We start from the raw sequence: 25,881 nt of genomic DNA on the forward strand, positions 1-25,881 counted from the left end.
CACGACTCGCGCACCCTTTGCATAGTCGATATATGCGCATTGTGCCCATCGCGTCCGACATCGACCCCTCCCTGGCGCTGAGTGAAGCGGATATCCGGGGCGCGTTCCAGCCCCACACCTATGCCGCGGGACGCACCTATGAGCAGCGCGGCCGGGTGCAGAATCTGTTGATCGCGGAGCGCGGCGGGCTGATCACCGCGACCACGCAGGGATCACTCGCCGACCCCTATCTGCAGCGGCTGACAATCGGCAAGGGACTCGGTCGCCTGCGCATCCAGGGGCGCTGCTCCTGCCCGGTGGGCCGGAACTGCAAACATCTGGCAGCGGTGCTGATCGCGGCACACCGGCGGGAGCGCACGATGCCGCGCGCCGCCGCCGTCCAACAAAGCACGCCGGAGCCATTGCCGCCGCAGCCGGCCCCGCTACCGCAGCACGTTCGCTCCTGGTTGCAGGAATTCGAACAGGACGATGAGGAGCAGACCGAGGATTACCCGCCGTCGATGCGCTCCCGCCTGTTCTATGTGATGACCCTTCGGGCGGCACCGGTGCCCAGGCTGCAGATCGACATGATGAATGTCACGACGCGGAAGGACGGATCGATTTCGGCGGTCCGGCGCTTCAATCATCACGGAAGCCCGGATGGACCGAAATATCTGCGCCCATCCGACCGGGTGCTGGTGGCTCGCCTGCATCGGTGCCCGACCTCGGAGCTGGCGTCGCTGCCGGCGGACGACGACCCGCAGCAGACGCTGCGTGCCATCCTGGCCACCGGGCGGGCGCGTTGGCAATCCGCCGAGGGTGTCGCCCTGAAGGAAGGGCCCGAACGCGGCGGCCAGATCACCTGGGCAACCAACGCGGATGCCTCCCAGCAACCGGCATTGACGCTGGAGGAGGGCCTGGTCGGGGTGCGCATTCCCGATCCCTGGTATGTCGATCCCCGTTCGGGGGAGATGGGGCCGCTGCGCTTCGACCTGCCTGCCGGCGTGGTCAAGCGGCTGCTGCGGGCGCCGGCTATTCCGGCCGAGGCGGCGGCGGAAGTGCGTGAGCAGCTCGCCCGCAAGGCCAGGGCGCCCTTGGTGCCGGTGCCGAACGAGCTGCAACCGCCGGAACGCGTGCAGGTGCCAATGCAGCCGGTGCTACGGCTGCTCAACGGCACCGTGCCGCGCGACCCGAATTTTGGCCGCGGTACCGGCCGCAGCCTGGCGGGCGGCCTGTTCGAGACGCCTCTCGTTCGCCTGTCCTACCGATATGGACCGGTTGACCTGCCGCGCACGCGGCTGCCGACCGCTCGTCTGACGGCACATGGCAACAAGATCTATGAAGTGATCCGGGACCTGCGCGCGGAGCAGGCCGCCATCATGACACTGCGCGAACTGGGGATCGAACCGGTGCAGGACATCGTGCCGGTCTGGTACGCGCACGCACACTCCGACGATTTCGTGCTGCACGAAGCCAGCTCCCACCGCACCTGGCTGCAGGTCGTGACCCAGGATGTGCCCCGGCTGCGCCAGGATGGCTGGATCGTCGAGATCGACACGGATTTCCCGTTCCAGATCGTCGCCGCGGATAGCTCGATCGAGGCGGAGCTTCTGGAAGGCTCCGGTATCGACTGGCTGGAGCTGAACCTGGGCGTCATGGTGAACGGCCAGCGTGTCGATCTGGTGCCGCCACTGCTGCGCCTGCTGGCAAAGCCGGACACCGCGGCGCTGATGGAAGGGCTGGACGACAAGCCGTTCATTGTCCCGCTGAATGACGGTCGGCTGTTGTCGCTGCCGCTCGAGCAGATTCGTCCGACCCTCCAGGCATTGCTGGAGCTGTGGAACAGCCGCGGCGGCGCCCTGGACGGCGACAGCATCCGCTTCACCCGGTTGGACGCCGGCGACCTGGCGGCGGTCGAGGAGCGCTCGGGCCTGGTCTGGCGCGGCGGCGAAGGCCTGCGGGAACTGGGCCGGCGGCTGCGACAGGCCGGTGGAATCCCCACGGTCAGCGTGCCGGACGGGTTCAAGGCCGTGCTGCGGCCATATCAGGCCGACGGGCTCAATTGGCTGCAATTCCTGGCTGCCGCCGGCCTGGGCGGCGTATTGGCCGATGATATGGGTCTTGGCAAGACGGTGCAGGCCCTGGCCCATCTGATGGTCGAAAAAGCCGCGGGGCGGATGGACAGGCCCTGTCTGATCGTCTGTCCCACCAGCCTGATACCCAACTGGGTCGCCGAGGCCACGCGGTTCACGCCCGACCTATCCGTCCTGTCCCTGCACGGGGCCGCCCGGAAATCGCGCTTCGCCGACATCCCGAAATTCGACCTGGTACTGTCCACCTATCCGCTGCTGGTGCGGGATCATGAAACGCTGACGGCGCAAGACTGGCACATGGTCATCCTGGACGAGGCGCAGTCGATCAAAAACCCGGACGCCGAAACCACCCGGCAAGCCTTGCGACTGAGGGCTCGGCAACGCCTGTGCCTCTCCGGCACCCCCTTGCAGAACCACCTGGGGGAGCTGTGGTCGCTGTTCGATTTTCTGGCGCCCGGCTTCCTCGGCAGCCAGAAGACCTTCAAAGCCGCCTATCGCGCTCCGATCGAGCGCCACGGCGACGCGGAGCGCCAGGCCCTGCTGAACCGCCGGGTTCGCCCGTTCATGCTGCGCCGGACCAAGCAGGAGGTCGTCACCGAGCTGCCGCCGAAGACGGAAATCACCGAGTCGGTCGAAATGGAACAGGCGCAACGGGCGATCTATGAGGCGATACGTCTTTCGATGCACGCCAGGGTCAAGGCCGCGATCGCGCAGAAAGGGCTCGCCCGGTCCGGCATCATCATCCTGGATGCGCTGCTGAAGATGCGCCAGGCTTGCTGCGACCCTCGCCTGCTGAAGCTGCAGACTGTCACCCGAAGCAGGGCACGATCGGCGAAGCTGGACCGGCTGATGGAGATGCTGGCCATCATGCTCGACGAAGGGCGGCGGGTGCTGCTGTTTTCCCAGTTTACCGAAATGCTGGCGCTGATCGAGCAGCGGCTGCGCGACGACGGCGTCGGCTATGAAATCCTCACCGGAGATACCAAGGATCGAGCAGGGCCGGTGAAACGGTTCCAATCGGGCAAGGTGCCGCTGTTCCTGATCAGCCTGAAGGCGGGCGGCGTAGGTCTCAACCTCACCGCCGCGGACACGGTTATCCATTATGACCCGTGGTGGAATCCGGCCGTCGAGGAGCAGGCAACGGACCGCGCACACAGGATCGGGCAGAAGAACAAAGTGTTCGTGCACCGGCTGGTGACGCTGGGCACGATCGAGGAGAAGATGGAATTGCTGAAGGACAAGAAGCGCGCCATCGTCGCCAGCGTCATGGACGCGGAACATGGCAGCGCCTTGAAGCTCACCGCCGACGATGTCGAGGAACTGTTCGGCGTCGCGAGCTGACCGGTGTCTCCGGCCGACTGTGGCAGGGCCGGTCCGGCCCTGCCATGCTGCAACCCCGAGCTCTGCTGACGCCTCTCCTTCGGACTTGCCCGGGATCCGCCTCAGGCGTGCAGGCGGGCGATATCCAGCAGGACGTTGGCTTCCAGCGCCTTTTCGTCCAGGCGGTGCTTCACCAGGTCGCCGATGCTGACGATCCCGATCAACGAGCCATCCTCCACCACCGGCAGATGCCGGATGCGCCCCTGAGTCATCGCTCCGAGCGCGACATCCACGCGATCGCGCGGCCCGCAGGTGATCACACGCTTGCTCATCAGGCGGGACACCGGAAATGTCAGCGCCTCCGCCCCATGGCGGTCGATCGCGTTCACGAAGTCACGCTCTGAGAAGATGCCGGCGAGGCGCATCCAGTCGTCCTCGACGACCACGGCGCCGATCTTGTGCTCAGCCAACTTCTTCACCGCAGACAAGACCGTATCGGCCGGAGCCACCTTCACCACCTGGCCGTGCTTTTCCTGCAGGACATCGGAAATAAACATCAGCATCGCTCCTTCTCAATCAAGCGCTCACGCAATCAAGCGCCAGCGAGATCGATATGGGGTTGCAAGGAAGCGTGGCACATAGGTGTCGCAAGTTTAACCAGCGCCCCCGGGAGCCAGCGATCCCGCGACCCCTTGATTCCGAGCGGGCGGACCTTCAGTCAACGGAGTGCCGCACAGGATTGCCGGACCCATGCAACCGGACCACTCCTATTCCGCTATACATTCGAGAAGCGACCGGCGGATAATGATAGTGCCGGTTCGCCCTGGCATTGCCAGAGGATCGTGCCGCGAGAAGGTTGAGACTGTGAAACCCACGACAACCAGCCAGACAAGAGCGGAACGACTGGCCGGGCAGATTTCCAACGCCATTCTGACTGGTGAATTCGCACCGGGCGCGCGTTTGGACGAACAACAGCTCGCGGGCCGGTTTGGCGTGTCCCGCACGCCGGTGCGGGAGGCGCTGCGCCAGCTCGCCACCTCGGGACTGATCGATCTGCGTCCCAGGCGAGGCGCCGTCGTGGCGTCGGTGACGCCCGAGGATCTGCGGACGATGTTCGCCGCCATGGCGGAAATGGAAGCCGCCTGTGCGCGGCTTGCCGCGCTGCGGATGACCCCGTCGGAGCGTCAGGCGCTGCAGCAGTTGCATGAGTCGATGGCGGCGCTGGTGCGGACCGGCGATCCCGATGCGTACGCGGATGCCAACCAGTCCTTCCATCTGTCGATCTACGACGGCAGCCATAATGCAGTGCTGGGCGACTTTACGGCGAGCCTGCGCCGCCGCCTGGCGCCCTTCCGGCGCGCGCAGTTCCACACCACCGGCCGCCTGCCGCAATCGTGGGAGGAACATGATGCCGTCGTCCGGGCAATCCTGGACGGCAACGCACCGGAAGCGCATGCGGCGATGCTTCGCCATGTCGACCTCGTCGAGGGTGCCTTCGACACGTTCAGCAGCGCGGCCCGGCCCGTGGCGATCGTGCGTTAGCAGTGCACGGTCCCGTCCGGTGCGGCAGCCGGCCGCCGAAACGGGATCAATCGCTTGACTTGACCGGGCCACCGGGGCTTGTGTCCGGCCCCTGACATGGCGGCCGACATGGCGCCTCCGATTTCGCTGGGACAAACAGAATGCACGCCTACCGCACCCACACATGCGGCGCCCTGCGCGCTGCCGACGCCGGCCAGACGGTCCGCCTTTCCGGTTGGGTGCACGCCAAGCGCGACCATGGCGGCCTGCTGTTCATCGACCTGCGTGACCATTATGGCATGACGCAGTGCGTATTCAGCACCAGCTCGCCCGCCTTCGAAGCCGCTGACAAGGTCCGGCCCGAAAGCGTGATCACCGTCACGGGTTCGGTCGTGATGCGTGAGGCCGGCACCGTGAACCCCAGGCTGCCGACCGGCGAGGTGGAGTTGCGGGTCTCCGACATGGTGGTGCAGTCGGCCGCCGAGGTCCTGCCGATGCAGGTCGCCGGCGACGAAAAGTTCCCCGAGGATATTCGCCTGCGCTACCGCTTCCTGGACCTGAGGCGGGAGAAGCTGCATCGCAACATGGTGCTGCGCAGCCAGGTGATCACCTCGATCCGCCAGCGCATGATCGGGGCTGGATTCCTGGAATACCAGACCCCGATCCTGACCGCGTCCTCGCCCGAGGGCGCGCGCGACTTCCTGGTGCCGGCACGCCTGCATCCGGGCAAGTTCTATGCGCTGCCGCAGGCACCACAGCAGTTCAAGCAGCTGCTGATGGTCGCTGGCTTCGACCGGTATTTCCAGATCGCGCCGTGTTTCCGCGATGAGGCGAGCCGCGCCGACCGCTCACCGGGTGAGTTCTATCAGCTCGACTTCGAGATGAGCTACGTCACCCAGGAGGACGTATTCAACACGATCGAACCGGTTATCGCCGGCGTGTTCGAGGAATTTTCCGGCGGGCGGATGGTCACCAAACCCCCCTTCCCGCGCATCCCCTACGACCAGGCGATGCTGGAATACGGGTCCGACAAACCGGACCTTCGCAATCCGATCCGCATCGCCGACGTGACGGAGCACTATGCCGGCTCCGGATTCGGCCTGTTCGCCCGCATCGCCGCGTCGGGCGGGGTGATCCGCGCCATCCCCGCCCCTGGCGCCGGCAACCAGCCGCGCAGCTTCTTCGATAAGCTGAACGACTGGGCGAAGGCGGAAGGCCAGGGCGGCCTGGGCTACATCATCTATGACGCCGAGGGACCCAAGGGGCCGATCGCTCGCAATCTGGAAGCGGACCGCGCGGAAGCCATCCGAGCTGCCTCCGGCGCGCGGGCCGGCGATGCGGTGTTCTTCGTGGCCGGGAAAAAGGACGCGGCGGAGAAATTCGCCGGCACGGTGCGCACGCGGCTAGGCGAGGAGCTGGGCCTGATCGAGGCCGGCGCGTTCCGCTTCTGCTGGATCACCGATTTCCCGATGTACGAGTTGAACGAGGAAACCGGCCAGATCGACTTCAGCCACAACCCGTTCAGCATGCCGCAGGGCGAGCTGGAGGCGTTGAACACGCAGGACCCGCTGACGATCAAGGCCTACCAGTACGACATCGTCTGCAACGGCATCGAGCTGTCCTCGGGCGCCATCCGCAACCACCGTCCGGACATCATGATCCGCGCCTTCGAAATCGCCGGCTACACCGCCGCCGACGTGGAAGCCCGGTTCGGCGGCATGCTGAACGCGTTCCGCTATGGCGCACCGCCGCATGGCGGCTCCGCCCCGGGGATCGACCGCATCGTGATGCTGCTGGCCGACGAACCCAACATCCGCGAGGTGATCGTGTTCCCGCTGAATCAGCAGGGCGAGGATCTGCTGATGGGCGCGCCGGCCCCGATCCCGCCGGCGCGGCTCAAGGAACTGTCGCTTAAAATCGACATCCCGCCAAAAGCCAAGGCGACCGGCGGATGAGCCGTCTGCCGCGATGGCGAAAGCCGTGGCGGCCTCCTATGGTACGGCACCGGTTCCGATCCCGGACATGCTGCGGAGTTGTTCATGCGTCTTTCTGCCGCGTTCCTGACGCTGCTTCTGGTTGGTGCCGCCCCGGTCGCTGAACAGCCCGCCCTGGCTGCGAGCGCACAATCAGGCATGCCGGCGGCGGTACCGCTTGCAGCCCACAAGGCGCTGTATGGGCTGACCCTGGCGAAGACCAACAGCACCGACGTGATCGCCGCGCGCGGGACCATGGGATATGAGGTTACGGATGCCTGCGATGGCTGGGCGACCCGGCAGCGGCTGCAGATGACCGTCACCAACGCCGACGGTCAGGACATCGTGATGACGTCGGACTATACGACCTGGGAAGCCAAGAACGGCCTCAAATTCCGTTTCCACGTGCGGCAGACGACCGAACAGGCCATTACCAGCCAGACCGATGGTGACGCGACGCTCACCAAGCTCGGCGGTCCCGGGGAAGCACGCTATACCTCGCCGCAGCAGAAGACCGTTCCTCTGCCGGCGGGCACGATGTTTCCGATGATGCACACCGCGGCGATCATCAACGCCGCGCGGGAGAAGCAGCGCTTCCTGGCGATCCCGCTGTTCGACGGGACGGATGACAGCGGCGTGGAGGACAGCTTCATCGTGATCCTGGACTGGAAGCCTCCCATGCCGACGAAGTGGCCTGCCCTGTCCGCCCTGCCCAGCACGCGGGTCCAGTTGTCGTTCTTCGACCATGACGAAACTGCGATGACACCCAGCTATCAGGTTGGGATGCGGTATTGGGAGAACGGCGTCGCCGACGCGATGAAGATGGATTTTGGCGACTTCGTCATGGACGCCAAGATGACCGAGTTCACCCTGCAACCGCATCGCTGCTGAACCTTGCGGGCCCTCGCATGCTCCGCCCAATCCGCCTCGGTATGCTGACGCCATCCTCCAACACGGTGCTGGAGCCGGCGACGGTGGCCATTCTGGGCGGGCTGCCGGAGGCGACGGCGCATTTCTCGCGCTTCCGCGTCACCCAGATCGCAATGAGCGAGGACGCGCAGGCGCAGTTCGACGACAGCGCGATCCTGGACGCGGCGGAGCTTCTGTCGCACGCCAAGGTGGATACGATTGCCTGGAATGGCACCTCGGCCAGCTGGCTCGGCTTCGATACCGACCGGCATCTGTGCAACCGGATCACCGGTATGACCGGGATCCCCGCGACGACGTCGATCCTGGCACTGAATGAGGCGCTGGCCTTCACCGGTGCCCGGCGCCTGGGGTTGGTGACGCCATATACCACGCCAGTGCAGGACCGCATCGTTGCCAACTACGCCGCCACGGGCCTGATCTGCGATGCCGAACCGGCTCTTGGGATCGAGGATAATTTTGCCTTCGCCAATGTAGCGCCGGAACGGTTGGCCGGCATGATCCGGTCGGCGGCGGCGCGGCGGCCGGATGCCATCGCGGTTCTGTGCACCAACCTGCGCAGCGCGGCGCTGGTGGCGCCGCTGGAAGCCGAGCTGGGGATTCCGATTTACGATACGGTGGCGACGGCGGTGTGGAAAAGCCTGATCCTGGCCGGCAGCGACCCCGGCCGGGTTACGGACTGGGGCCGGCTGTTCCAGCTCCATCCCTGAAGCAGGACAGGGTCAGGTTGACATGCTTTGTCAACTCTTTGATTCAAAGGGTGATTCACGCCTTCCAACCGCCGGCTTCAAGCGATCGCACGTTAACCGCTGCACGGTGCAAGCCGGGAGCCACCATCCCCGGTTGGACCGATCAGCCCCGACCGCTGGCGCCAGCCCGCAATGCGACCCCGATCGCCGCCTGACCCAGCAATGCTGACCCAAGCAACAGGACGACGACCGGGTAGATGGCGCCCGGCGACCAGCTTCCGGCAACGATGGTGCACAGCATGCCGTACGTCATCTGGAAGAAGCCGTAGAGGCCCGATGCCGCCCCAATGGCCTGCGGGTTCACGCTGACGCAGCCTGCCAGGGCAAACGGGCTGGCCATGCCGGCGCCGATCATGAAGATCGCGACGGATCCGACGATGGATACCACGCTGATCTGGCCGGTCATGTCCGCGACAGCGAACAGGACGGCACCGGTTACGCAAATGCCGTTCGCGATCCGCAAGGCTGTTGCCGAACGGACCCGGCTCGCCAGACGGTTTGCCATCAGGCTCCCCAGCGCCACCCCGCCCATCAACAGCAGGTAATACAGGCCGATCTGCTGTGGTGTCTGCTGCAAATGCCGCTCGAAGATGAACGGGGAAGCGGACATGAACCCGTAGAAAGCGGTCGTCGAGCATGCCCCGCCCACCGCGTAGCCCAGGAACCGGCGTGACTGCATCAGCCTGACATAGCCGGTCAACAGGGACCGGCTGCCCGTGGCAGGTGACGCAGTCTCCGGCAGCCGCAGAACACAGGCCGCCAGGGTCGCGGCCCCGATCACGGTCAGCAGGACAAAGCTGGCATGCCACCCGTACCAGGACGTGAGAAAGCCACCGACCGCGGGAGCGATGGCCGGCACCATGGACATCACCAGGGTCAACAGCGCGAGTTGAGCCGCCGCCTTGTCGGGCGCCGCACCGTCGCGCACCGCGGCGCGTCCCAGCACCAGCCCGGCGCAGCCACCCAGAGACTGGACGATGCGTGCGCCGATCAGAACCGTCGCGCTGGGAGCAAACACCGTGACCAAGCTGGCGGCGGTGAACAGCGCCAACCCCGCCAGGATCACCGGACGGCGGCCCAGACGGTCCGAAACCGGGCCGTAGGCGAGCTGGCCGATGGCGAGCCCGACCAGGTACAGGGTAATCGTCAATTGCGCCGCGCTCTCGGACATGGAGAGCGCGACCGCCATCGCCGGCAGCGCGGGAATGATCACGTGCATCCCCAAGGTACCGCAAGCGGTCATGGCAACGAGTAATAGGAAGGGAGCCCGCGCGCTGCCGCGCAGCAGCGGGTTGGTCAGAAGAGACATACCGATATCCGTGCTTTGGCGCCAAATGTGCCTGTGACCTTGGCGCGCCGCAACTCGGCAGAGGCGGATGACCGGCGATGATGACGACGAAGGAGCCTGCTGGAGCGGAGAACCCGCTCAGTGCCAGGTCGGAGCCAGCTCCCATTGCTCGGCCGCCGTCAGCAGGACGTCGCGGACGGTGCCCATCACATCGGCCAGGGTCGCGAACCCGCCGAGATCCTGCATGTCGTCCCAATGCACCGTATGCAGACGATACCGGAACCCTTCCCGGCTTACCACGAAGCTTGGCCCGGTCTCGTCGTCGCCCAGTTCCGGGACCATCACCAGCGTCGCCTCGTCAGCGCAGATCCCCTCCAACTGCACGCACCACTCGGGCGCGAAATCGGCGAGCTCATCCTGCACGAACCGAAGATCCGACTGGTTGATCGGTTGTGGTTCGATCGAGGGCATCACTCTCGTCAGAATAGCCGCTGGTCTGTTGGCTGACATGACAGGCTCCGGATCAAGCGTCGACAAACGCTTCGATCGCGGGACGTGATGACACAGCACGCACCAAATCAAAAGTATAAATTCCCGAGATTTGTATCTATTTTCGATATTTCGCTACCGGCCACTACCCAAGCACGCAATGTCGGCCGGTAGCACGACCGAACATTGACGCTACCGTCGGTTCAATGCAGCAGAGCGGCGCGCAATCGTCATGATGGCATTGCGGCACAGGGTCCGATCCGGCCAGCCGGTGCGTTTGCACCCTCGTTCCGCCTCGGCCATCGCGGTCAGTGCGCCTTGCAGTGCGGCGGCGGACCAAAGGTTCAGTGCCCGGTTGAATGCACCGACCCGTTGGTAGAAAACCGGCGGCCGCAGCGTCTTCGCGGCCTCGGCGGCAGACAGGTTGGATTGCTCCATCGCCAGCCTGGCGCGATGCAGTCGCTGCAGATGACCGATCGCCGTCCGCAGCACCTGCACCGCATGTGCGCCCTCGGCCAAGGCCAGTTCCAACGCTCTGTCGGCGGTACCCACATCGCCGGCCGTGGCGGCGAACAGCGCATCGTCCAGGGACAGGCCTGCCAGATCACCGACGCATGTCTGCGCTGCGTCGATATCGACCCGGTTCCCCGGCCCGACGAACAATGCCAGTTTTTCCAGCTCCGCTCTGGTTGACGCCCTGTCCGCGCCCAGCTGCCCGCTCAACCAGGACAGCGCATCAGGATCGATCCCGACATTCACCGCTTGCAATGTGCCGCGGATCGTCGTCTCCAGAGCTCGGCCTTCCTCCGGGTAGCAGCCCAGGGCGGCACCGTCCGGGTCCGCCTCCAGCAATGTCCGCAGTTTGGAGCGCGTGGGAAGCGTCGCGCCCTCCAGCACCACCAACGCCGGGGCGGCGCCTTTCAACACAGTGCGGACCGCGTCGGTCGCGGCATCGGTCGCCTCTCGGACCCGCACGACGCGACGCCCGCCCATCAGGGGCAGCGAAGCCGCTTCATTGGGAAGATCCCGCAGCTGATCGCGGGCCAGTTCCGCCACGAGAAACGGGTCATCCAGGGATCCGGCCACCGCCTTGACCAGCGCTTCGGCTCGTTCCCGGATCATGCCGATGTCTTCCCCGAACAGGAGGACCACACGCGTATGCCCGGGATCACGCAGGAATGCCGGTATCTGCGCGGGGGCGAGCTTCATACCGGGGTCAGCCGGCCTGTTTGGCGGCCTGCTGCCGAAACCAGACGGCCAGCTGCAAGGCGATTTGCTGTGCCACGGCGTTGGCGATCCGCTTCTGCACCGCCTCGGTTTCCATGTCGGCGGCGAAATACTGTTCGTTGAACACATTGAGACCATCCATCGACCGGGCACTGCCGCTGGTGACGAGGGTCTGCTGGGGATTGCGCTCCACCAGGCGCCAGGACGCGGTACCGATCATACGGACCCGGGTGGAGATGTTATTGGCCTGGATCGAAATCCCTTCGCCGGAGATGCCGTAGGCGACCAGCAGATCATAGGTGGCCGGTGCGCCGGAATCGCTGCCCAGTTCCCGCTGCAAGGCTTGCCGCAGCAACTGGCCGGGGCGGTCCGGAATGACCGGGACGTTGACCTGCGCCATCTCCCGCTGCGCTGGTCCGGCCTTGCCGCTCGCGGTCTTCATGTAGACGGGCTGGAAACCGCAGCCACCCAGCAGGGAGGCGCCGCCCAGAGCCAGCACACGGCAAATCAGACGGCGACCGAGGACCCGGCTCATCCGGCGATCACGAAGTTCACGACGCGGTTCGGCACATGCACCCGCTTGACGATGCGTTTGCCCTCCAGCGCCTTGGCAACCTGCGGATCGGCCTCCGCAACTGCGATCACGGTGTCCGCCGGCGCATCCGGAGGCACATCGACCGTACCGCGCAGCTTCCCCATGACCTGGACGGCGACCGTAACGGTTTCCGCGGCCAGCAAAGCCGGATCGGCTTCCAGCCAGGGCAATTCCGCGACAAGGCGGCCGGTGCCCGGATCAAGGCGGTGATGCACTTCCTCGGCCAGATGCGGCATCATCGGGCTGATCAGGCGCGCAATCGCCTCCATCGCTTCATGGCGCGCCCATACCAGTCCTGGCTCCGGCCTGGCGCGTTCGGCGTCGGTGATGGCGTTCGCCAGCTCATAGACGCGGGCGACGGCCACATTGAAGGCGAAGCTCTCCAGCGCGTCGGTCACGGCCGCGATGCAGCGATGGGTTGCCCGGCGCAGCGCCTTGCCAGCGGCACCGAACGTCTCCGGCCGAGCCTCGCGCGTTACGTCGGCGAGCGCGTCGGCCAGGCGGTAGATACGCTGGGTGAAGCGGAAGGCACCGGCGACGCCGGCTTCCGTCCATTCCATATCGCGATCCGGCGGATTGTCGGACAGGATGAACCAGCGCGCGGTGTCCGCGCCATAGCGGGCGATGATGGCACCCGGATCGATCGTATTGCGTTTCGACTTGCTCATCGCCTCCACACGGCCGACCGTCACCGGCTGGCCGGTCTCGCGGTGTATGGCGGTGCCGTCGGCATGCTTCTCGACCTCATCCGGATAGAGCCAGCTGCCGTCGGCGGCGCGGTAGGACTCGTGGTTCACCATGCCCTGCGTGAACAGGCCGGCAAACGGCTCCTCGACCCCGATATGGCCGGTGTCCTTCATCGCGCGGGTGAAGAACCGCGAATAGAGCAAGTGGAGAATCGCGTGCTCGATGCCGCCAATATACTGGTCCACCGGCATCCAGGCGTCGACCGCCTCGCGCACCAGCGGCACGTCGGCGTTCGGCGAGCAATAGCGGGCGAAATACCAGGAACTGTCAACGAAGGTGTCGAACGTGTCGGTCTCCCGTCGCGCGGGCCTGCCGCAGACCGGGCAGCCGACATGTTTCCAGGTCGGATGATGGTCCAGCGGATTGCCCGGCTTGTCGAAGGTGACGTCATCCGGCAGCGTCACCGGCAACTGGTCGTCCGGCACCGGCACGACACCGCAAGCCTCACAGTGGATGACCGGGATCGGGCAGCCCCAGTAGCGCTGGCGCGACACGCCCCAGTCCCGCAGGCGCCAGTTGACCACGCCTTTGCCGACGCCCAGCGCCTCAAGCCGCCCGATGGCGGCCCGCTTGGCAGCATCGACGTCGAGCCCATTCAGGAATTCGGAGTTGAACAAGGTTCCAGGGCCGACATAGGCGTCCTTGCCAAGAGCGAAGGTCGCCGGATCGGCGCCGGGCGGCAGGACCACCGGCGTGACTGCCAGCCCATATTTGCGGGCAAAATCCATATCGCGCTGGTCGTGGCCGGGGCAGCCGAAAATGGCGCCGGTGCCATATTCCATCAGCACGAAATTGGCGATCCAGACAGGGTAGGTGGCACCGTCGATGAAGGGGTGACGCACCCGAAGCCCGGTATCGTAACCGCGCTTTTCCGCGGTCTCGATCGTCGCTTCCGAAGTGCCCTGGCTGCGGCATTCGGCGACGAAATCCGCCGCCTTCGGGTCGCGCGCGGCCACCAGGGCCGCCAGCGGATGCTCCGGCGCGATCGCCAGGAACGACATGCCGTACAGCGTATCCGGCCTCGTCGTGTAGACCTCCACCGTCTCCTGGCTGTCCGCAAGCCGGAAGGCCAGGCGCGCCCCCTCGGACCGGCCGATCCAGTTGGCCTGCATCAGCCGCACCCGTTCCGGCCAGCGGTCCAGGGTTTCCAGCGCGTCCAGCAGTTCCTGCGCGTATTGGGTGATGCTGAGGAACCACTGGCTGAGCTGCTTTTTCTCCACCAGCGCGCCGGACCGCCAGCCCCGGCCGTCGATCACCTGCTCATTGGCCAGCACCGTGCCGTCGACCGGGTCCCAGTTGACCCAGCTTTCCTTCCGCTCGACCAGGCCGGCCTTGAGGAAATCCAGGAACAGCTTCTGCTGATGGCGGTAATAGGCCGGGTCGCAGGTGGCGAATTCCCGCTCCCACTCCAGGGACAGCCCCATGCGCTGCAACTCGGCCCGCATGTTGGCAATATTTTCATAGGTCCACTTGGCCGGATGGACGCGGCGCTCACGGGCGGCGTTCTCGGCCGGCAGGCCGAACGCATCCCAGCCCATCGGATGCATCACCGCATAGCCGCGTGCCCGCTTGTACCGGGCCACGACGTCACCCAGCGTATAGTTGCGGACATGCCCCATGTGGATCTTGCCACTGGGATACGGGAACATCTCCAGCACGTAGTATTTGGGCTTGCCGTCGGCCGGCACATCCGCGACGCGAAAGCAGGCGCGGTCGGCCCAGGCCTGCTGCCATTTCGGTTCTGCGGTGGCGAAATCGTAGCGCGGGGCGGCGTCCGAAGCCTGCGCGGCCGAGCTGGGGGCGGCGGTGTCGTTCATGGCCGGATGTATCGGTCGCGGCGGCCCGACGCGCAAGAGCAATGCCGGGCAGCACGGACGGCTGGACGCGCAAGGTGACAACCGTTGCCCGGCACTCGCCTGAAAAGCAGCGATTTTCCCTCGCCGGCGGCCATGTGCGCCACCGCCTCGCAGCGCCGCCTCCACCGGATGCCGTGCGGGAATGCCGGCCTGGCCCGGCTGCTGAACTAGACGCGTTGGCCGCCGTCGATATGGACTTCCGACCCCGACAGGTACAATGCCTGGTCGGAGCACAGGAAGAACAACAGATCGGCCACCTCCGAGGGTTTGCCAAGGCGTCGCATCGGAATTTCCCGCTGCACGATCTCTTCCGTGCCGGGCGACAGGATCGCGGTGTCGATCTCTCCTGGCGATACCGCATTCACGCGGACGCCATAACGGCCCAGGTCATTCGCCATTTCCCGCGTCAGCGCGGCCAGCGCCGCCTTGGACGTGGCGTAGGCCGCGCTGGCAAAGGGGTGAACACGTGAACCGACGATCGACGTCATGTTGACAATGCTGCCCTTCGAGTCGACCAGAAGGTCGGCCAGTCCCTGCGTCAGAAGGACCGCCGAGAAGAAATTCACGTTGAAGATATGCAGCCAATCCGCGTACGCCATCTGCAGGCTGGTGATCTTGGCCCCGTCGGGGTGTTTTGGAGAGATCGCGGCATTGTTGACCAGGGCGTTCAGCCGCCCGCCGCAGATTTCCCGGATTCGTGGCACCGTGTCGCGCACCGCCTCCACGTCCGCGAGGTCCAGCTGGATGTGATTGGGTTCGGCATCCGGCCACGGGCAACGCGGATCGAACGGCTGGCGGGAAATGGTCAATACCCGCCACCCGGCGCTGCCGAAGCGCTTCACCGTGGCATGGCCGATTCCCCGGCTGGCGCCGGTCAGAAGCAGAATTGGTTGATTTTCGGACATGACCCTGGTTCCCGTATGGTACGATGGAAGCTGCTGCTCCACGTGGCTCGCGCCGAGCCGTTCACGCCGCCTCCGCCGCAACCGTCGACCGCAATGCAACATGGCCCGCCGGGCCGCGTTGGTTCAAGCCTTTGGTGAGTTTGTATGGTATCTGTGCTCCCCGTCCCCACGCTCGATCACGTTGTCGTCAATCTGCGCGACCGCATCGATGAGGGCGCGGAGGCCTATCGCCGCCTGGGCTTCACCCTAACGCCCCGCGGCTATCACACGCTTGGATCGATGAATCACCTGGCGATGTTCGGCACCGATTACCTGGAGCTGATCGCCGCCAAGCCCGACGACGACAGCCGGCCGGAAATCATGGCCGCGTCCAGCGGCCTGAATGGCCTCGTCTTCGCCAGCGAGGACGCGGACGCCACCTATCAGGCGCTGCGGGCCGTGGGGGTCCCCATCGATCCGCCGCAGCAGTTTTCCCGGCCGGTGATGGTTGGCGACCGGATGCTGGACGCAACGTTTCGGACAACCCGCCTGCCCGGCGGCAGCGTGCCGGCCGGCCGGCTGTATTTCTGCCAGCATCTGACCCGGCACCTGGTCTGGCGAGACGAATGGCGCCATCATCCCAATGGCGCGATCGGCGTGGCGCGCGCCGTCATCGCGGCGGAGGACCCATCGCGTTTGGGCGAGCTGTTTCGCCGGATGTTCGGCACCGAGACGGTCCGCCAGACGGATGAGGGATGTTCCCTGCTGCTGGGCCTGTCGCGCTTCGACGTCGTGACACCAGGCGCGCTGTGGGAGATGTTCGGCCATGCCGCGCCGGACAGCCGCGGGCGGCGGGAATACATGGCGGCATTGACGCTTCGCACCCTGTCGCTGGACGCGGCGGAGCTGGCGCTGGAGCACGGCGGCATCAAGGGTGTTGACCGTGTCGGCACCAGTGTCCTGGTGCCGGCGTCGGAAGCTTTCGGCGTGACGCTGGAATTCAGCGTCTGATCAGGCGTTGGTGATACCCCCGTCGATCGTGATGGTCTGTCCGGTCATGTAGGAAGAATCAGCCGAACACAGGAACCGGATCACCGAGGCGATCTCGGTTGGCCTGCCGAAGCGCTTCAGCGGAATTTCCTGCCGGTACGCCTCGCCGCGCTCCGCGATGATCGGCGCCGCCATTTGCGTTTCAATCACTCCCGGCGCCACCGCGTTCACCAGCACGTCGGGGGCCAGCTTGCGCGAGAGTGCCCTGGTCAGGCCGACGATCCCACCCTTGGCCGCGGCATAGGGCACACGGTCGGGGCTGCCGCGGCGATAGGCGACGGAGCTGGCGAAAACGATGCGCGCGGGTTCGGTCCGGTTGAACCGGGCCGCAAACGCCACCGCCATGTCATACGCATTCGTCAGGTTGGCCGCGATCGCACGGTCCCATACGCCATGATCATCGGGGTCCAAGGCATCCCGTTCGAACACGCCAGCCAGGTGAATCAGCGCATAAGGCGGTGCCCCCGCAGCCTCGACGACCCGCGCGCATTCAGCCGGCGTGCCCAGCTCGGACGCGATCGTCGCGATCTGCACCCGTCCCAGAGCGCCGATGGCGCGATCCAGCGCCGCCTGATCCCGATCGGCCAGGACGACATGCGCGCCGTGCACCATCAGGGTCCGTGCCGTCTCGATGCCGATTCCACCGGCCCCACCGGTGATGATGATCCGCTTGCCGGTGAACGGCATCATGGTCAGGCGACCAGCGCGGGGTAGTCGAGCGTCGCCATCACCTGCGCCCGGCGCATGTAGCGCGGCTCGTCAGGCATGTAGTCGGCGACGGCATTGTGGACGGTGCCGATATTGTCCCACATCAGCACGTCATTGACCGCCCAGTGATGGGCGTACAGGAAATCCGCCCGCTCCTGATGACGGAACAGGAAGTCCAGCAGCAAGCCGCTTTCCAGCGGATCCATGTCCTCGACATACATCGTGTAGCCAGGATCGGCGTACAGGACCTTGCGGCCGGTGATCGGATGAATCCGCACCAGCGGCTGAGAGACCGGCGGCTTCTTGGCGCGCTGGGCGTCTGTCAGCGGACCGCGGCGGGAGCCGGGGCGCTGGCGCATGATCTCCCAGAATTTTTCGAAGTCATGGATGGCAGTACGCCCCTCGATCTTCCGCTTGATATCCGCGGGAAGCTCGTCATAGGCGGCATGCATGTTGCGGAATTGCGTCTCGCCGACGGATTTCCCGTTGCGGACCGGCACCCTTTGGGCGTGCAGAATGTTCGCCAGCGCAATGTCCTTGCTGTAGGACATGTCGGTGTGCCAGCCCTGCCCGGCATCGTTCAGGCCCAGCGGCTTGCCATCCGGTCCCATCATGTTCGACAAAATCATGATCTCGGGGAAATCCGGCTCGTAATACAGGTTGGCGACATTTACCTCCAGCTCGCCGAACAACTTTGCGAAGGCGGCGAATTGTGGCGTCTGGCAAGTCTGGTTCGGGAAACACAGCACACCGTACTGGCCGAGGGCGCGGAGGATGGCACGAAAATCCTCCCGTGATACCGGGTTGGCGAGGTCGATGCCCTCGATGCGGGCGCCGAGCGTCTGGCCGCCAGGGATGATTTTCATGAGGTAGGCTCCTTGAGACGGGCAAGTTCGAGTACCGCGGCGACGACATCAGCCGGGTTCTCGCGTGACAGGAAATGGCCGGCACGCGGCAGGTTGCGGCGGTCGAGCAGGGCGGTGAATAGACGATCGCGCGGCGCGGAGCCGGCTGGGGCGCCGACACCGTCGTCCGCGCCATGCAGGATGATCGTCGGCACAGAAATCGGCGGCATGGCGGCGAGACGCGCTTCCAACTCCTCATAGGCAGGGTCGCCAGGCGCCTTGCCATACCGGTGGCGATAGGACTGGATGGTCACCGCCACAAAATCAGGATTGTCCAGGCTGGGCGCCGTCGCCTGCAACGTAGCCTCGTCAAACGTCCAGTTGGGGGACCACAGGCGCCACAATAGCCGGGTGATATCGAGCCGGTTCGCCGTCAACCCGGCCACGCCGCGATCGGTGTGGAAATACCACTGGTACCAGTAGCGGTATTCCTGATCCGCCGAGGCGGGCCGCGCAGACCCGGCTATGTCCTGGATGGCGTAGCCGGTGATGCTTACCAGCCCGCTGGCTCGTTCCGGCCACAGCGCGGCCACCACATTGGCCGCGCGGCCACCCCAGTCGTAGCCGACCAGGATCGCCTGCCGGATCGACAGCGCATCCATGAAGTCGCGCAGATCGGCGCCTATCGCGGCCTGCTGGCCGCTGCGCGGCGTCGCAGGGTTCAGGAACCGTGTGCCACCGAAGCCGCGCAGCCAGGGCACCAGGACGCGGAACCCCGCCTCGGCCAGAGGCGGGGCGACGTCATCATAGTCATGCACGTCAGACGGCCAGCCGTGCAGCAAGATCACCGGCCTGCCGTCGGCAGGGCCAAACGCCTGATAGGCGATCTCCAGAACCGGTGTGCGGATGGTCTTCATGCCCGGTGCGTCATGTTCCAGCGCTCATGCCAAGTACGTCATACCCGTTACGCCATACTTAGTACGCCAGGAAGCCGCCATCCACCGGCAAGGTGACGCCGGTAATGTAGCGCGCCAGGTCGGAGGCCAGGAAGACCGCTGGGCCGGCGATATCCGCGGGTTCGCCGAACCGGCCGAGCGGGATGCGCCGGGCGAAGTTGGCCATGTAGTCGGGATTCTGCCGGGCATCGGCGTTCAATGGCGTAGCGATCATGCCAGGTCCGATCGCGTTCACCCGCACGCCTTGCGGTGACAGCTCGATCGCCAGCGCCTTGGTCAGCGCACGGACGCCCCCCTTCGACGCCGTGTAGGCGGCCGAGTTTGGCAACGCGATAAAGGACTGGATCGATCCGATGTTGATGACCGACCCCTTGGTCTGCTTGAGCTGGTCCAGGAAGGCCGTGACCATGTTGAACGGCCCGTCCAGGTTGACAGCCATGGTCGCATCCCAGTCGTCGCGGGCACTGGCCGCGTCGACCTTCGCGCGGCGGATGATGCCGGCATTGTTTACCAGCACCGAGATCGGCCCGACCTGCCTCGCCAACGCATCGCATGCCGCTCTGTCGGACACGTCCAGTACGTGAAACGCGGCGCCGCCGCCGATGGCCTTGGCGACACGTTCCGCCCCGGCTGCGTTGACATCCGCGACGATCACGCGCGCGCCGTGGTCGGCCATGGCGCGCGCGATCCCCTCGCCGATGCCGGATCCGGCGCCCGTTACCAGGGCGAGCTTTCCCGACAGCAGCATGTCAGCGCACCAGATTGTTGGTGACGGCACCCCCTGTCGCGGTGCGGCCGCCATCGACGACGTAGTGCGCCCCGGTGATGTTGCCGGCCAGGTCGGAGGACAGGAAGATCACCAGATTCGCCACCTCCTCCGGCGTGCCATAGCGGCCGATGGGGATGTTGTTCTGATAGCGGCTGCCAACGCTGCCGGGATCGTCCGGGTTCAGCATCGATTCCAGCGAATGGATCATCCGCGTGTCGATCGGACCCGGGCAGACCGCGTTGACCCGGATACCGGCGCGCCCAACCTCGCCGGCCGCGGTTTTGGTCAGCCCGATCACCGCGTGCTTGGAGGCAACATAAGCGGGCATGCCGGGCGACGCGACCAGGCCCGCCACCGAGGCGGTGTTCACAATAGAACCCCTGCCCTGCCCGATCATCACCGGCAGGATATGGCGCATGCCCAGGAATACGCCTTTCACGTTCACCGCCATGACGCGGTCGAACATCTCCTCATCGTATTGGTGCGTCGGTGCCACGGTCCCTTCGATGCCGGCGTTGTTATGGAAGCAGTCGATGGCGCCGTACTTGTCCAGGGCGAGCTTCACATAGTTCTGCACATCCGCGGACCTGGTCACGTCAGCCGGAACGAACATCGCGTCGCCCCCCTGCTGACGCAGGATTCCCGTCGTCGCCTCACCCGCCGCCTGGTCGCGATCGACCACGACGACTTTGGCGCCGCGCTGGGCGAAGCCCAGGCACACCGCGCGTCCGATACCGTTCCCGCCGCCGGTGACCAGGGCCACCTTGCCGTGAAAATCCATGGCATTTCCTCCTGCCGTTGCTCGTTGCCGCGGAGGCTAGCGCAACTGCGGCCGGACGGAAACCAAGCCGCCGTGCATGGCACGGTGTGGCTACGCGCTTTGCTGCGGCGCCTCTACCGGTGCGAACTCGCGCCGCGCCTCCTCCAGGCAGTCCCAGACATAAGGCAGGTAGGACCGATCGACCTCCAGGCGGAACGTGTCGGCGCCGGTGCGCCACAGGATGATCCCGGCCTTGCCAAGAAGCGTACGGGTACAGGCGCCGATTGGGAAAGCCGCGAGGTGCAGGTCCAACGCGCAAAATGCGTTCAGGCACCAGGCGGCGCGTGGGCCGGTGATCTCCACCGCCATCGATGCGTGGGACACGTCGACGACCGATGCCGGGTGGCTGCCCGCTCCCGTCACGACCTTGGATGCCAGATCCGGTTCGTCGGGCGGAGCAAGGATCAGCCATTCGTCGGGGCCCAGCCACAGGGCGGCTCTGTCGTGTTCCGTATGAGCCCTGCATGGCGTCGCAGGCAGCAGGACACCCAGCGCCAGGCCAATCCCCGCCGCCGCCGTGCTCCCCGCTCTGATATTCAACCGGGTCACGCGGGGCAGGACGAACAGATCGACGCCCTCGGCCACGAGCGCTTCCGGTGGCTGGACCGGCGAGGCGGCCTGCAGCGCCGCCGGCGGAATGGCGGGGATCGGCCGGGGCTTCAGGTTGGCGCCATCGGGATCATGGAAGACCGGGGAAACGACGCTGACATCCACGGTCCCCCGCGCCAGGGGAACACGCAGCGTCGTGCCGATGCGGGCGCGGCCGCCAGCCACCAATGCCAGCGCGAAGCCGCGGCCCAGCGTGGGGCTGTCATAGGCGGAGGTCACATGGCCCAGAGCCGGGTAGACACCCTGCTCCGTCACCTGAGCGCCCTCCGGCAGAACCATGGAGGGATCGGCCGGCAGCAGACCAACGAGTTGCGGCCGCCCGGCACGGATCATGTCGGCGCGCGACAGGGAGCGTTTCCCGACGAAATCCGGCTTCGTAGTGCTGGTCATGCGGGAGAAGCCCAGATCGTCGGGCACGACGGTGCCATCGGTCTCCTGGCCGATCACGATATACCCCTTTTCGGCGCGCAGGACGTGCATCGCGTCCGTGCCATAGGGTGTCGCACCGGCGTGCAGCAGCGAGGCCCAGACCCGTTGCGCCTGTTCGGGATGCAGATTGATCTCAAACCCCTGCTCACCGGTGAAGCTGACGCGGAACAGCCGGATCGCTACGTCGTCGATATGTGTCTCCCGGACGCTCATATGCGGCATCGTTGCCAGATCGTCACCTGGCAGGAAGGCCGACAGCAACGTCGCCGCATGCGCGCCCTGAACCGAGATGACGGCCCATTGTTCCGTAACGGATGTCAGCCACGCCCGCAGGTCCGGAAACTCCGTCTGCAGATAATCTTCCATGTGGTGCAGCACCGATGCGGCATTGCCGGTCGTCGTGGTAATGTGGAACCGGTCCGGCGCCAGTCGTGCTATGATGCCGTCGTCCCGAATGAAACCATCCTCGCCCAGCAGAATGGCATAGCGGCAGCGTCCGACGGCCAGCGTGGCGAGGTCGGTCGGATAGATCCGGTTCAGGAATGTCTCGGCATCCGGGCCCGTGACTTCGATCTTGCCCAACGTGCTGGCGTCGAAGATGCCCGCTTCCCTGCGAACGGCCAGGCATTCGCGCATGACGGCGGCTTCGGGCGTCTCCCCCGGTCGTGGGAAGCAACGCGCCCGCTTCCAGGTGCCGACATCCTCGAACAGGGCATTCGTCACGGCAATCGGCGTATGGCGTACTGGGGCGAAGAGGCTTCCGCGGCCCGCGCCGGCCAGAGCGCCGAACGTCACGGGCGTATATGGCGGACGGAATGTCGTATGTCCGACAACCTCCACCGGTTGACCGGTCATGGCGGCAACGGTCGTCAGGGCATTGAGATTGGATGTCTTGCCCTGGTCGGTCGCCATCCCCGTGGTGGTGTATCGCTTCAAATGCTCGATCGCGACAAAACCCTCTTGCGTCGCGACAGCCAGATCCTGCGTCGTCACATCGTTCTGGAAGTCGATGAATGCCTTACGATGCGGCGATGCGGCGAACGGCGGACACGGCATGGACAACGGCCAGTCGCCAGCGACCTGGAAGTCGCGCGGCACTCCTCCGCCAGCAGCCATGGCGGTGGACAGCACCGTCGCCAGATCGAACACGCCGGCACAGGCACCGACCGAGCCGATCATGTCGTCCGGCAGGAACGCGCCCGACGTCGGATCGAAGCGCAGCGGCCGGCGGGATTGCGCGTAAAGCTGAACCGACGGTGTCCATCCGCCCGCCATCAGCAGAACGTCGCAATCGAGGGCCATGCCGTTGGACAGGCGCGCGGTGGTGACGCGCTGGGTGCCTTCCGTGCCGGCGACGGTGTCGTTGGGGTGGACCGGAATACCTAGGCCGCGCACGGCATCGATTGCCGGACCGGCTGGGTTCGGCCGCCAGTCGACGATACCGGAAACGGCAACGCCGGCAGCCTGCAGATCGGCCGCCGCGCGGTACGCGGTATCGTCGCCGGCAGCAACCACCGCGCGCCGCCCCGGCAGCACACCGAACCGATTGACGTAAACGCGCGCGGCTTCGGCGAGCATGATGCCGGGGCGATCATTGTCCGGGAACACCAGCGGCCGCTCGATCGCGCCGGTGGCCAGGATCACGCGCCCTGCCCTCACCTGCCACAGACGCTCACGGGGCTGATTTCCGGGTCCCTCGCCCATATGATCGGTAACCCGCTCCACCAGCCCGATCAGCGTGTCCGGGTACCATCCGAAGGCGGTCGTGCGTGTCAGTAGCGTGATAGTGGAAGTCAGCGTTTTCACGGCTTCGGCGACCCAATCGCCAGCCGCCCAGCCATCGATGGTGACGTAGGGTTCAGCGAGGAGCGAGCCGCCGAGCTCCGCCTGCTCATCGCATAGGATCACGCGCTGGCCGGTCGCCGCCGCGCCCAGCGCTGCCGCCAGGCCGGCCGGACCGCCGCCGATGATCAGAAGGTCGCAATGGGCGTATTGGTACAAATAACGGTCCGCATCCGGGTTTAACGGTGCTCGGCCCAGACCGGCGGCCCGGCGGATCGCGGGTTCATACACGCCGCGCCAGAAGCCGCGCGGCCACTTGAATGTCTTGTAATAGAAACCCGCCGAGAGCACCGGCGCCGCCGCACTCGCCAGAGCCCCGACATCGAACCGCAGCGACGGGAAATGGTTCTGGCTATGAGCCGCCAGTCCTTCGAACAGTTCGATCTGCGTCGCACGCAGATTGGGGGTCTGCCGCCCGGCACCACGATCCAGCGTGACCAGGGCGTTCGGCTCTTCGGCGCCAGCCGACAGAATGCCCCGAGGCCTGTGGTACTTGAAGGATCGGCCGACGAGGTGCACCCCGTTCGCCAACAGGGCGGAAGCGAGCGTATCACCGGCAAAACCCTGAAGACGGCGGCCATTGAATGTGAAGTTCAGCGGCCGGGAACGATCGATCCGGCCGCGATCCTTCAGCCGATACGGTTGCCTCATGGCGCGCCTGCCTCGGCCGAACGGTCGATGTGGCTGATCCGGTCCGTCACCGTGTCGCGGACGACGCTGAAAAAACGGCCGCAGCCGTGCCGGTGGCGCCATCGTTCCGCAAGAGGACCTTTCGGGTTGTCCCGCAGATACAGGTAGGCGGCCCACGCCTCGTCGCTGACCGCCGCCGGATCGGATGGGCGCCGGATATGCGCCTGGCCGGCGTGTTGAAACTCGTTCTCCGGCCGAGGACCGCACCAGGGGCAAGGGATCAGCAGCATCAGTGTGCCACCGCGGCGGCCGCGGCCTCGTTGATCAGGCGGCCGGTCACGAAACGCTCCAGCCCGAACGGGGCGGCCAATGGATGCGGCGTCCCGGCCGCGATCGTGGCAGCGAAGACATGGCCGGAACCGGGCGTGGCCTTGAAGCCGCCCGTGCCCCAGCCGCAATTGACGAACAGCCCCGGCACGGGCGTCAACCCGATGATCGGTGAACGATCCGGCGTGGTGTCGACGATGCCGGCCCAGTTGCGCAGCATGCGCAGGCGCCGGAAGGAGGGGAACAGTTCACACACCGCTTGCAGGGTCTCGGCACCAATATGAAGTCCGCCGGCCTGGCTATACGATGGGTATATGTCGGTGCCGGCACCGATCACCAACTCGCCCTTGTCGGACTGAGAGATATAGGCGTGTACGGTATTCGACATGACGACGCACGGCATCACCGGCTTCAGCGGTTCGCTGACCAGCGCCTGCAAGGGGAACGATTCCAGCGGCATGCGGAGCCCGGCCATCGCCATGACCACGCTGGTATGGCCGGCGGCAACGATGCCGATCCGACGGGCGGCGATCGGCCCCTTTTCCGTCTCGACGCCGGTGACGTCGCCGGATGGCGCCCGCATGATCCCGGTGACGGCGCAATTCTGGATGATGTCGACGCCAAGCGCGCTGGCGGCCCTGGCATATCCCCACGCAACGGCATCATGGCGGGCGATGCCGCCACGACGCTGCAATGCCGCGCCGAGGACCGGATAGCGGCCCGCCGCGCTGATATCCAAAGGGGGACAGACGGCCTTGGCGTCCAGCGGTGTCAGCCACTCGTTGTCGATACCCTGCAGACGGTTGGCATGGACGTGGCGCTGGAAGACCTGCACGTCGTGGTGGGTGTGGGCAAGCATCATCACACCCCTCGGCGAGTACATGACGTTGTAGTTCAGCTCCCTGGACAGGGTCTCCCATAGCTTCAACGCATGCTCGTAGAGCGCCGCGCTCGCATCCCACAGGTAATTGGAGCGGATGATCGTCGTGTTGCGGCCCGTGTTGCCGCCACCGAGCCACCCCTTGTCGACCACCGCGACGTCGCGAATGCCGTGCTCGCGCGCCAGGTAATAGGCCGTCGCCAGCCCATGCCCGCCCGCACCGACGATCACCACGTCGTAGGCGGCTTTGGGCTGGGCATGCCGCCACTGCCTGGCCCAGGCCCTGCCGGTGCCGTGCGATAACAAGGAAAGGAAGGAGAAGCCAGGACGGTCGGCCATTGGCGGATGGTTGCCACACCTGCCCGAGT

At 65.9% G+C, this 25,881-nt stretch carries 21 protein-coding genes; 6 read left to right on the plus strand and 15 right to left on the minus strand.

Features of this window, described 5'->3' with window-relative positions; all coding sequences use genetic code 11:
* The first annotated feature begins 32 nt into the window (after positions 1 to 32).
* On the plus strand, positions 33 to 3,413 hold the full coding sequence (locus tag VHC04_RS15290) for a DEAD/DEAH box helicase (protein ID WP_325682762.1): 3,381 nt from the start codon (positions 33 to 35) through the stop codon (positions 3,411 to 3,413).
* Positions 3,414 to 3,514: 101 nt separating this feature from the next.
* Here the strand turns inward: VHC04_RS15290 and VHC04_RS15295 are convergent, their stop codons facing one another.
* On the minus strand, positions 3,515 to 3,949 hold the full coding sequence (locus tag VHC04_RS15295; RefSeq protein ID WP_325682764.1) for a CBS domain-containing protein: 435 nt from the start codon (positions 3,947 to 3,949) through the stop codon (positions 3,515 to 3,517).
* A gap of 307 nt (positions 3,950 to 4,256) precedes the next feature.
* Here VHC04_RS15295 and VHC04_RS15300 point away from each other — a divergent pair, with 307 nt between their 5' ends.
* The 4 genes from VHC04_RS15300 to VHC04_RS15315 all read left to right on the plus strand — a co-directional run bounded on the left by VHC04_RS15300 (position 4,257) and on the right by VHC04_RS15315 (position 8,523).
* On the plus strand, positions 4,257 to 4,934 hold the full coding sequence (locus VHC04_RS15300) for a GntR family transcriptional regulator (RefSeq protein ID WP_325682766.1): 678 nt from the start codon (positions 4,257 to 4,259) through the stop codon (positions 4,932 to 4,934).
* 140 nt (positions 4,935 to 5,074) lie between these two features.
* Positions 5,075 to 6,868 (plus strand): aspartate--tRNA ligase, encoded by a 1,794-nt coding sequence (gene aspS / locus VHC04_RS15305; protein WP_325682768.1) that lies wholly within the window; start codon positions 5,075 to 5,077, stop codon positions 6,866 to 6,868.
* Positions 6,869 to 6,952: 84 nt separating this feature from the next.
* On the plus strand, positions 6,953 to 7,777 hold the full coding sequence (locus VHC04_RS15310; RefSeq protein WP_325682770.1) for a cell envelope integrity EipB family protein: 825 nt from the start codon (positions 6,953 to 6,955) through the stop codon (positions 7,775 to 7,777).
* A gap of 17 nt (positions 7,778 to 7,794) precedes the next feature.
* Positions 7,795 to 8,523: a maleate cis-trans isomerase family protein gene (locus tag VHC04_RS15315; protein ID WP_325682772.1), complete on the plus strand. Its 729-nt coding sequence runs from the start codon at positions 7,795 to 7,797 to the stop codon at positions 8,521 to 8,523.
* A 142-nt stretch (positions 8,524 to 8,665) separates the two neighbouring features.
* Here VHC04_RS15315 and VHC04_RS15320 read toward each other — a convergent pair whose 3' ends face one another.
* From VHC04_RS15320 to VHC04_RS15345, 6 genes are all read right to left on the minus strand, one after another.
* Positions 8,666 to 9,871 (minus strand): multidrug effflux MFS transporter, encoded by a 1,206-nt coding sequence (locus VHC04_RS15320; RefSeq protein WP_325682774.1) that lies wholly within the window; start codon positions 9,869 to 9,871, stop codon positions 8,666 to 8,668.
* Positions 9,872 to 9,988: 117 nt separating this feature from the next.
* The gene (locus tag VHC04_RS15325; protein ID WP_325682776.1) at positions 9,989 to 10,321 is read right to left on the minus strand and encodes a hypothetical protein; all 333 of its coding nucleotides are present in this window, start codon (positions 10,319 to 10,321) and stop codon (positions 9,989 to 9,991) included.
* A 210-nt stretch (positions 10,322 to 10,531) separates the two neighbouring features.
* Positions 10,532 to 11,548: a DNA polymerase III subunit delta gene (gene holA, locus VHC04_RS15330; protein ID WP_325682778.1), complete on the minus strand. Its 1,017-nt coding sequence runs from the start codon at positions 11,546 to 11,548 to the stop codon at positions 10,532 to 10,534.
* A 7-nt stretch (positions 11,549 to 11,555) separates the two neighbouring features.
* The gene (lptE, locus tag VHC04_RS15335; RefSeq protein ID WP_325682780.1) at positions 11,556 to 12,101 is read right to left on the minus strand and encodes an LPS assembly lipoprotein LptE; all 546 of its coding nucleotides are present in this window, start codon (positions 12,099 to 12,101) and stop codon (positions 11,556 to 11,558) included.
* Positions 12,098 to 14,725: a leucine--tRNA ligase gene (leuS, locus tag VHC04_RS15340; protein ID WP_325682782.1), complete on the minus strand. Its 2,628-nt coding sequence runs from the start codon at positions 14,723 to 14,725 to the stop codon at positions 12,098 to 12,100. The genes lptE and leuS overlap by 4 nt, the downstream gene beginning before the upstream one ends.
* A 206-nt stretch (positions 14,726 to 14,931) precedes the next feature.
* Positions 14,932 to 15,669 (minus strand): SDR family NAD(P)-dependent oxidoreductase, encoded by a 738-nt coding sequence (locus VHC04_RS15345; RefSeq protein WP_325682784.1) that lies wholly within the window; start codon positions 15,667 to 15,669, stop codon positions 14,932 to 14,934.
* A gap of 144 nt (positions 15,670 to 15,813) precedes the next feature.
* Between VHC04_RS15345 and VHC04_RS15350 the strand changes: the two genes are divergently transcribed.
* Positions 15,814 to 16,659, plus strand: coding sequence for a VOC family protein (locus VHC04_RS15350; RefSeq protein WP_325682786.1), 846 nt, complete (start codon positions 15,814 to 15,816; stop codon positions 16,657 to 16,659).
* Here the strand turns inward: VHC04_RS15350 and VHC04_RS15355 are convergent, their stop codons facing one another.
* The 8 genes from VHC04_RS15355 to VHC04_RS15390 form a co-directional block, all read right to left on the minus strand.
* Entirely contained in the window at positions 16,660 to 17,388 is a 729-nt protein-coding gene (locus VHC04_RS15355; RefSeq protein ID WP_325682788.1) for an SDR family NAD(P)-dependent oxidoreductase, read from the minus strand.
* Between the two features lie 2 nt (positions 17,389 to 17,390).
* Positions 17,391 to 18,272, minus strand: a complete 882-nt coding sequence (locus VHC04_RS15360) for a TauD/TfdA dioxygenase family protein (RefSeq protein WP_325682790.1) — start codon at positions 18,270 to 18,272, stop codon at positions 17,391 to 17,393.
* Positions 18,269 to 19,168 carry an alpha/beta fold hydrolase gene (locus VHC04_RS15365; RefSeq protein ID WP_325682792.1) on the minus strand — a complete coding sequence of 300 codons (900 nt, stop codon included), beginning with the start codon at positions 19,166 to 19,168 and terminating at the stop codon, positions 18,269 to 18,271. The genes VHC04_RS15360 and VHC04_RS15365 overlap by 4 nt, the downstream gene beginning before the upstream one ends.
* A gap of 58 nt (positions 19,169 to 19,226) precedes the next feature.
* Entirely contained in the window at positions 19,227 to 19,955 is a 729-nt protein-coding gene (locus tag VHC04_RS15370; protein WP_325682794.1) for an SDR family NAD(P)-dependent oxidoreductase, read from the minus strand.
* A 1-nt stretch (position 19,956) separates the two neighbouring features.
* On the minus strand, positions 19,957 to 20,757 hold the full coding sequence (locus VHC04_RS15375; RefSeq protein ID WP_325682796.1) for an SDR family NAD(P)-dependent oxidoreductase: 801 nt from the start codon (positions 20,755 to 20,757) through the stop codon (positions 19,957 to 19,959).
* A gap of 90 nt (positions 20,758 to 20,847) precedes the next feature.
* Positions 20,848 to 24,327 carry a sarcosine oxidase subunit alpha family protein gene (locus tag VHC04_RS15380; RefSeq protein WP_325682798.1) on the minus strand — a complete coding sequence of 1,160 codons (3,480 nt, stop codon included), beginning with the start codon at positions 24,325 to 24,327 and terminating at the stop codon, positions 20,848 to 20,850.
* Positions 24,324 to 24,596, minus strand: coding sequence for a sarcosine oxidase subunit delta (locus tag VHC04_RS15385; protein WP_325682800.1), 273 nt, complete (start codon positions 24,594 to 24,596; stop codon positions 24,324 to 24,326). Before VHC04_RS15385 ends, VHC04_RS15380 begins: the two co-directional genes overlap by 4 nt.
* Positions 24,596 to 25,852 (minus strand): sarcosine oxidase subunit beta family protein, encoded by a 1,257-nt coding sequence (locus VHC04_RS15390; protein ID WP_325682802.1) that lies wholly within the window; start codon positions 25,850 to 25,852, stop codon positions 24,596 to 24,598. The genes VHC04_RS15385 and VHC04_RS15390 overlap by 1 nt, the downstream gene beginning before the upstream one ends.
* Positions 25,853 to 25,881: the final 29 nt, after the last annotated feature.

This window comes from Rhodopila sp., assembly GCF_035548095.1.
In the GTDB taxonomy this organism is placed as follows: domain Bacteria; phylum Pseudomonadota; class Alphaproteobacteria; order Acetobacterales; family Acetobacteraceae; genus Rhodopila.

Coding starts and splice junctions, on each gene's coding strand:
- VHC04_RS15290 (WP_325682762.1), top strand. CDS start 33: ATGCGCATTGTGCCCATCGCGTCCGACATCGACCCCTCCCTGGCGCTG.
- VHC04_RS15295 (WP_325682764.1), bottom strand. CDS start 3,949: ATGTTTATTTCCGATGTCCTGCAGGAAAAGCACGGCCAGGTGGTGAAG.
- aspS (WP_325682768.1), top strand. CDS start 5,075: ATGCACGCCTACCGCACCCACACATGCGGCGCCCTGCGCGCTGCCGAC.
- VHC04_RS15310 (WP_325682770.1), top strand. CDS start 6,953: ATGCGTCTTTCTGCCGCGTTCCTGACGCTGCTTCTGGTTGGTGCCGCC.
- VHC04_RS15315 (WP_325682772.1), top strand. CDS start 7,795: ATGCTCCGCCCAATCCGCCTCGGTATGCTGACGCCATCCTCCAACACG.
- VHC04_RS15320 (WP_325682774.1), bottom strand. CDS start 9,871: ATGTCTCTTCTGACCAACCCGCTGCTGCGCGGCAGCGCGCGGGCTCCC.
- VHC04_RS15325 (WP_325682776.1), bottom strand. CDS start 10,321: ATGCCCTCGATCGAACCACAACCGATCAACCAGTCGGATCTTCGGTTC.
- holA (WP_325682778.1), bottom strand. CDS start 11,548: ATGAAGCTCGCCCCCGCGCAGATACCGGCATTCCTGCGTGATCCCGGG.
- lptE (WP_325682780.1), bottom strand. CDS start 12,101: ATGAGCCGGGTCCTCGGTCGCCGTCTGATTTGCCGTGTGCTGGCTCTG.
- leuS (WP_325682782.1), bottom strand. CDS start 14,725: ATGAACGACACCGCCGCCCCCAGCTCGGCCGCGCAGGCTTCGGACGCC.
- VHC04_RS15345 (WP_325682784.1), bottom strand. CDS start 15,669: ATGTCCGAAAATCAACCAATTCTGCTTCTGACCGGCGCCAGCCGGGGA.
- VHC04_RS15350 (WP_325682786.1), top strand. CDS start 15,814: ATGGTATCTGTGCTCCCCGTCCCCACGCTCGATCACGTTGTCGTCAAT.
- VHC04_RS15355 (WP_325682788.1), bottom strand. CDS start 17,388: ATGATGCCGTTCACCGGCAAGCGGATCATCATCACCGGTGGGGCCGGT.
- VHC04_RS15360 (WP_325682790.1), bottom strand. CDS start 18,272: ATGAAAATCATCCCTGGCGGCCAGACGCTCGGCGCCCGCATCGAGGGC.
- VHC04_RS15365 (WP_325682792.1), bottom strand. CDS start 19,168: ATGAAGACCATCCGCACACCGGTTCTGGAGATCGCCTATCAGGCGTTT.
- VHC04_RS15370 (WP_325682794.1), bottom strand. CDS start 19,955: ATGCTGCTGTCGGGAAAGCTCGCCCTGGTAACGGGCGCCGGATCCGGC.
- VHC04_RS15375 (WP_325682796.1), bottom strand. CDS start 20,757: ATGGATTTTCACGGCAAGGTGGCCCTGGTCACCGGCGGCGGGAACGGT.
- VHC04_RS15380 (WP_325682798.1), bottom strand. CDS start 24,327: ATGAGGCAACCGTATCGGCTGAAGGATCGCGGCCGGATCGATCGTTCC.
- VHC04_RS15385 (WP_325682800.1), bottom strand. CDS start 24,596: ATGCTGCTGATCCCTTGCCCCTGGTGCGGTCCTCGGCCGGAGAACGAG.
- VHC04_RS15390 (WP_325682802.1), bottom strand. CDS start 25,852: ATGGCCGACCGTCCTGGCTTCTCCTTCCTTTCCTTGTTATCGCACGGC.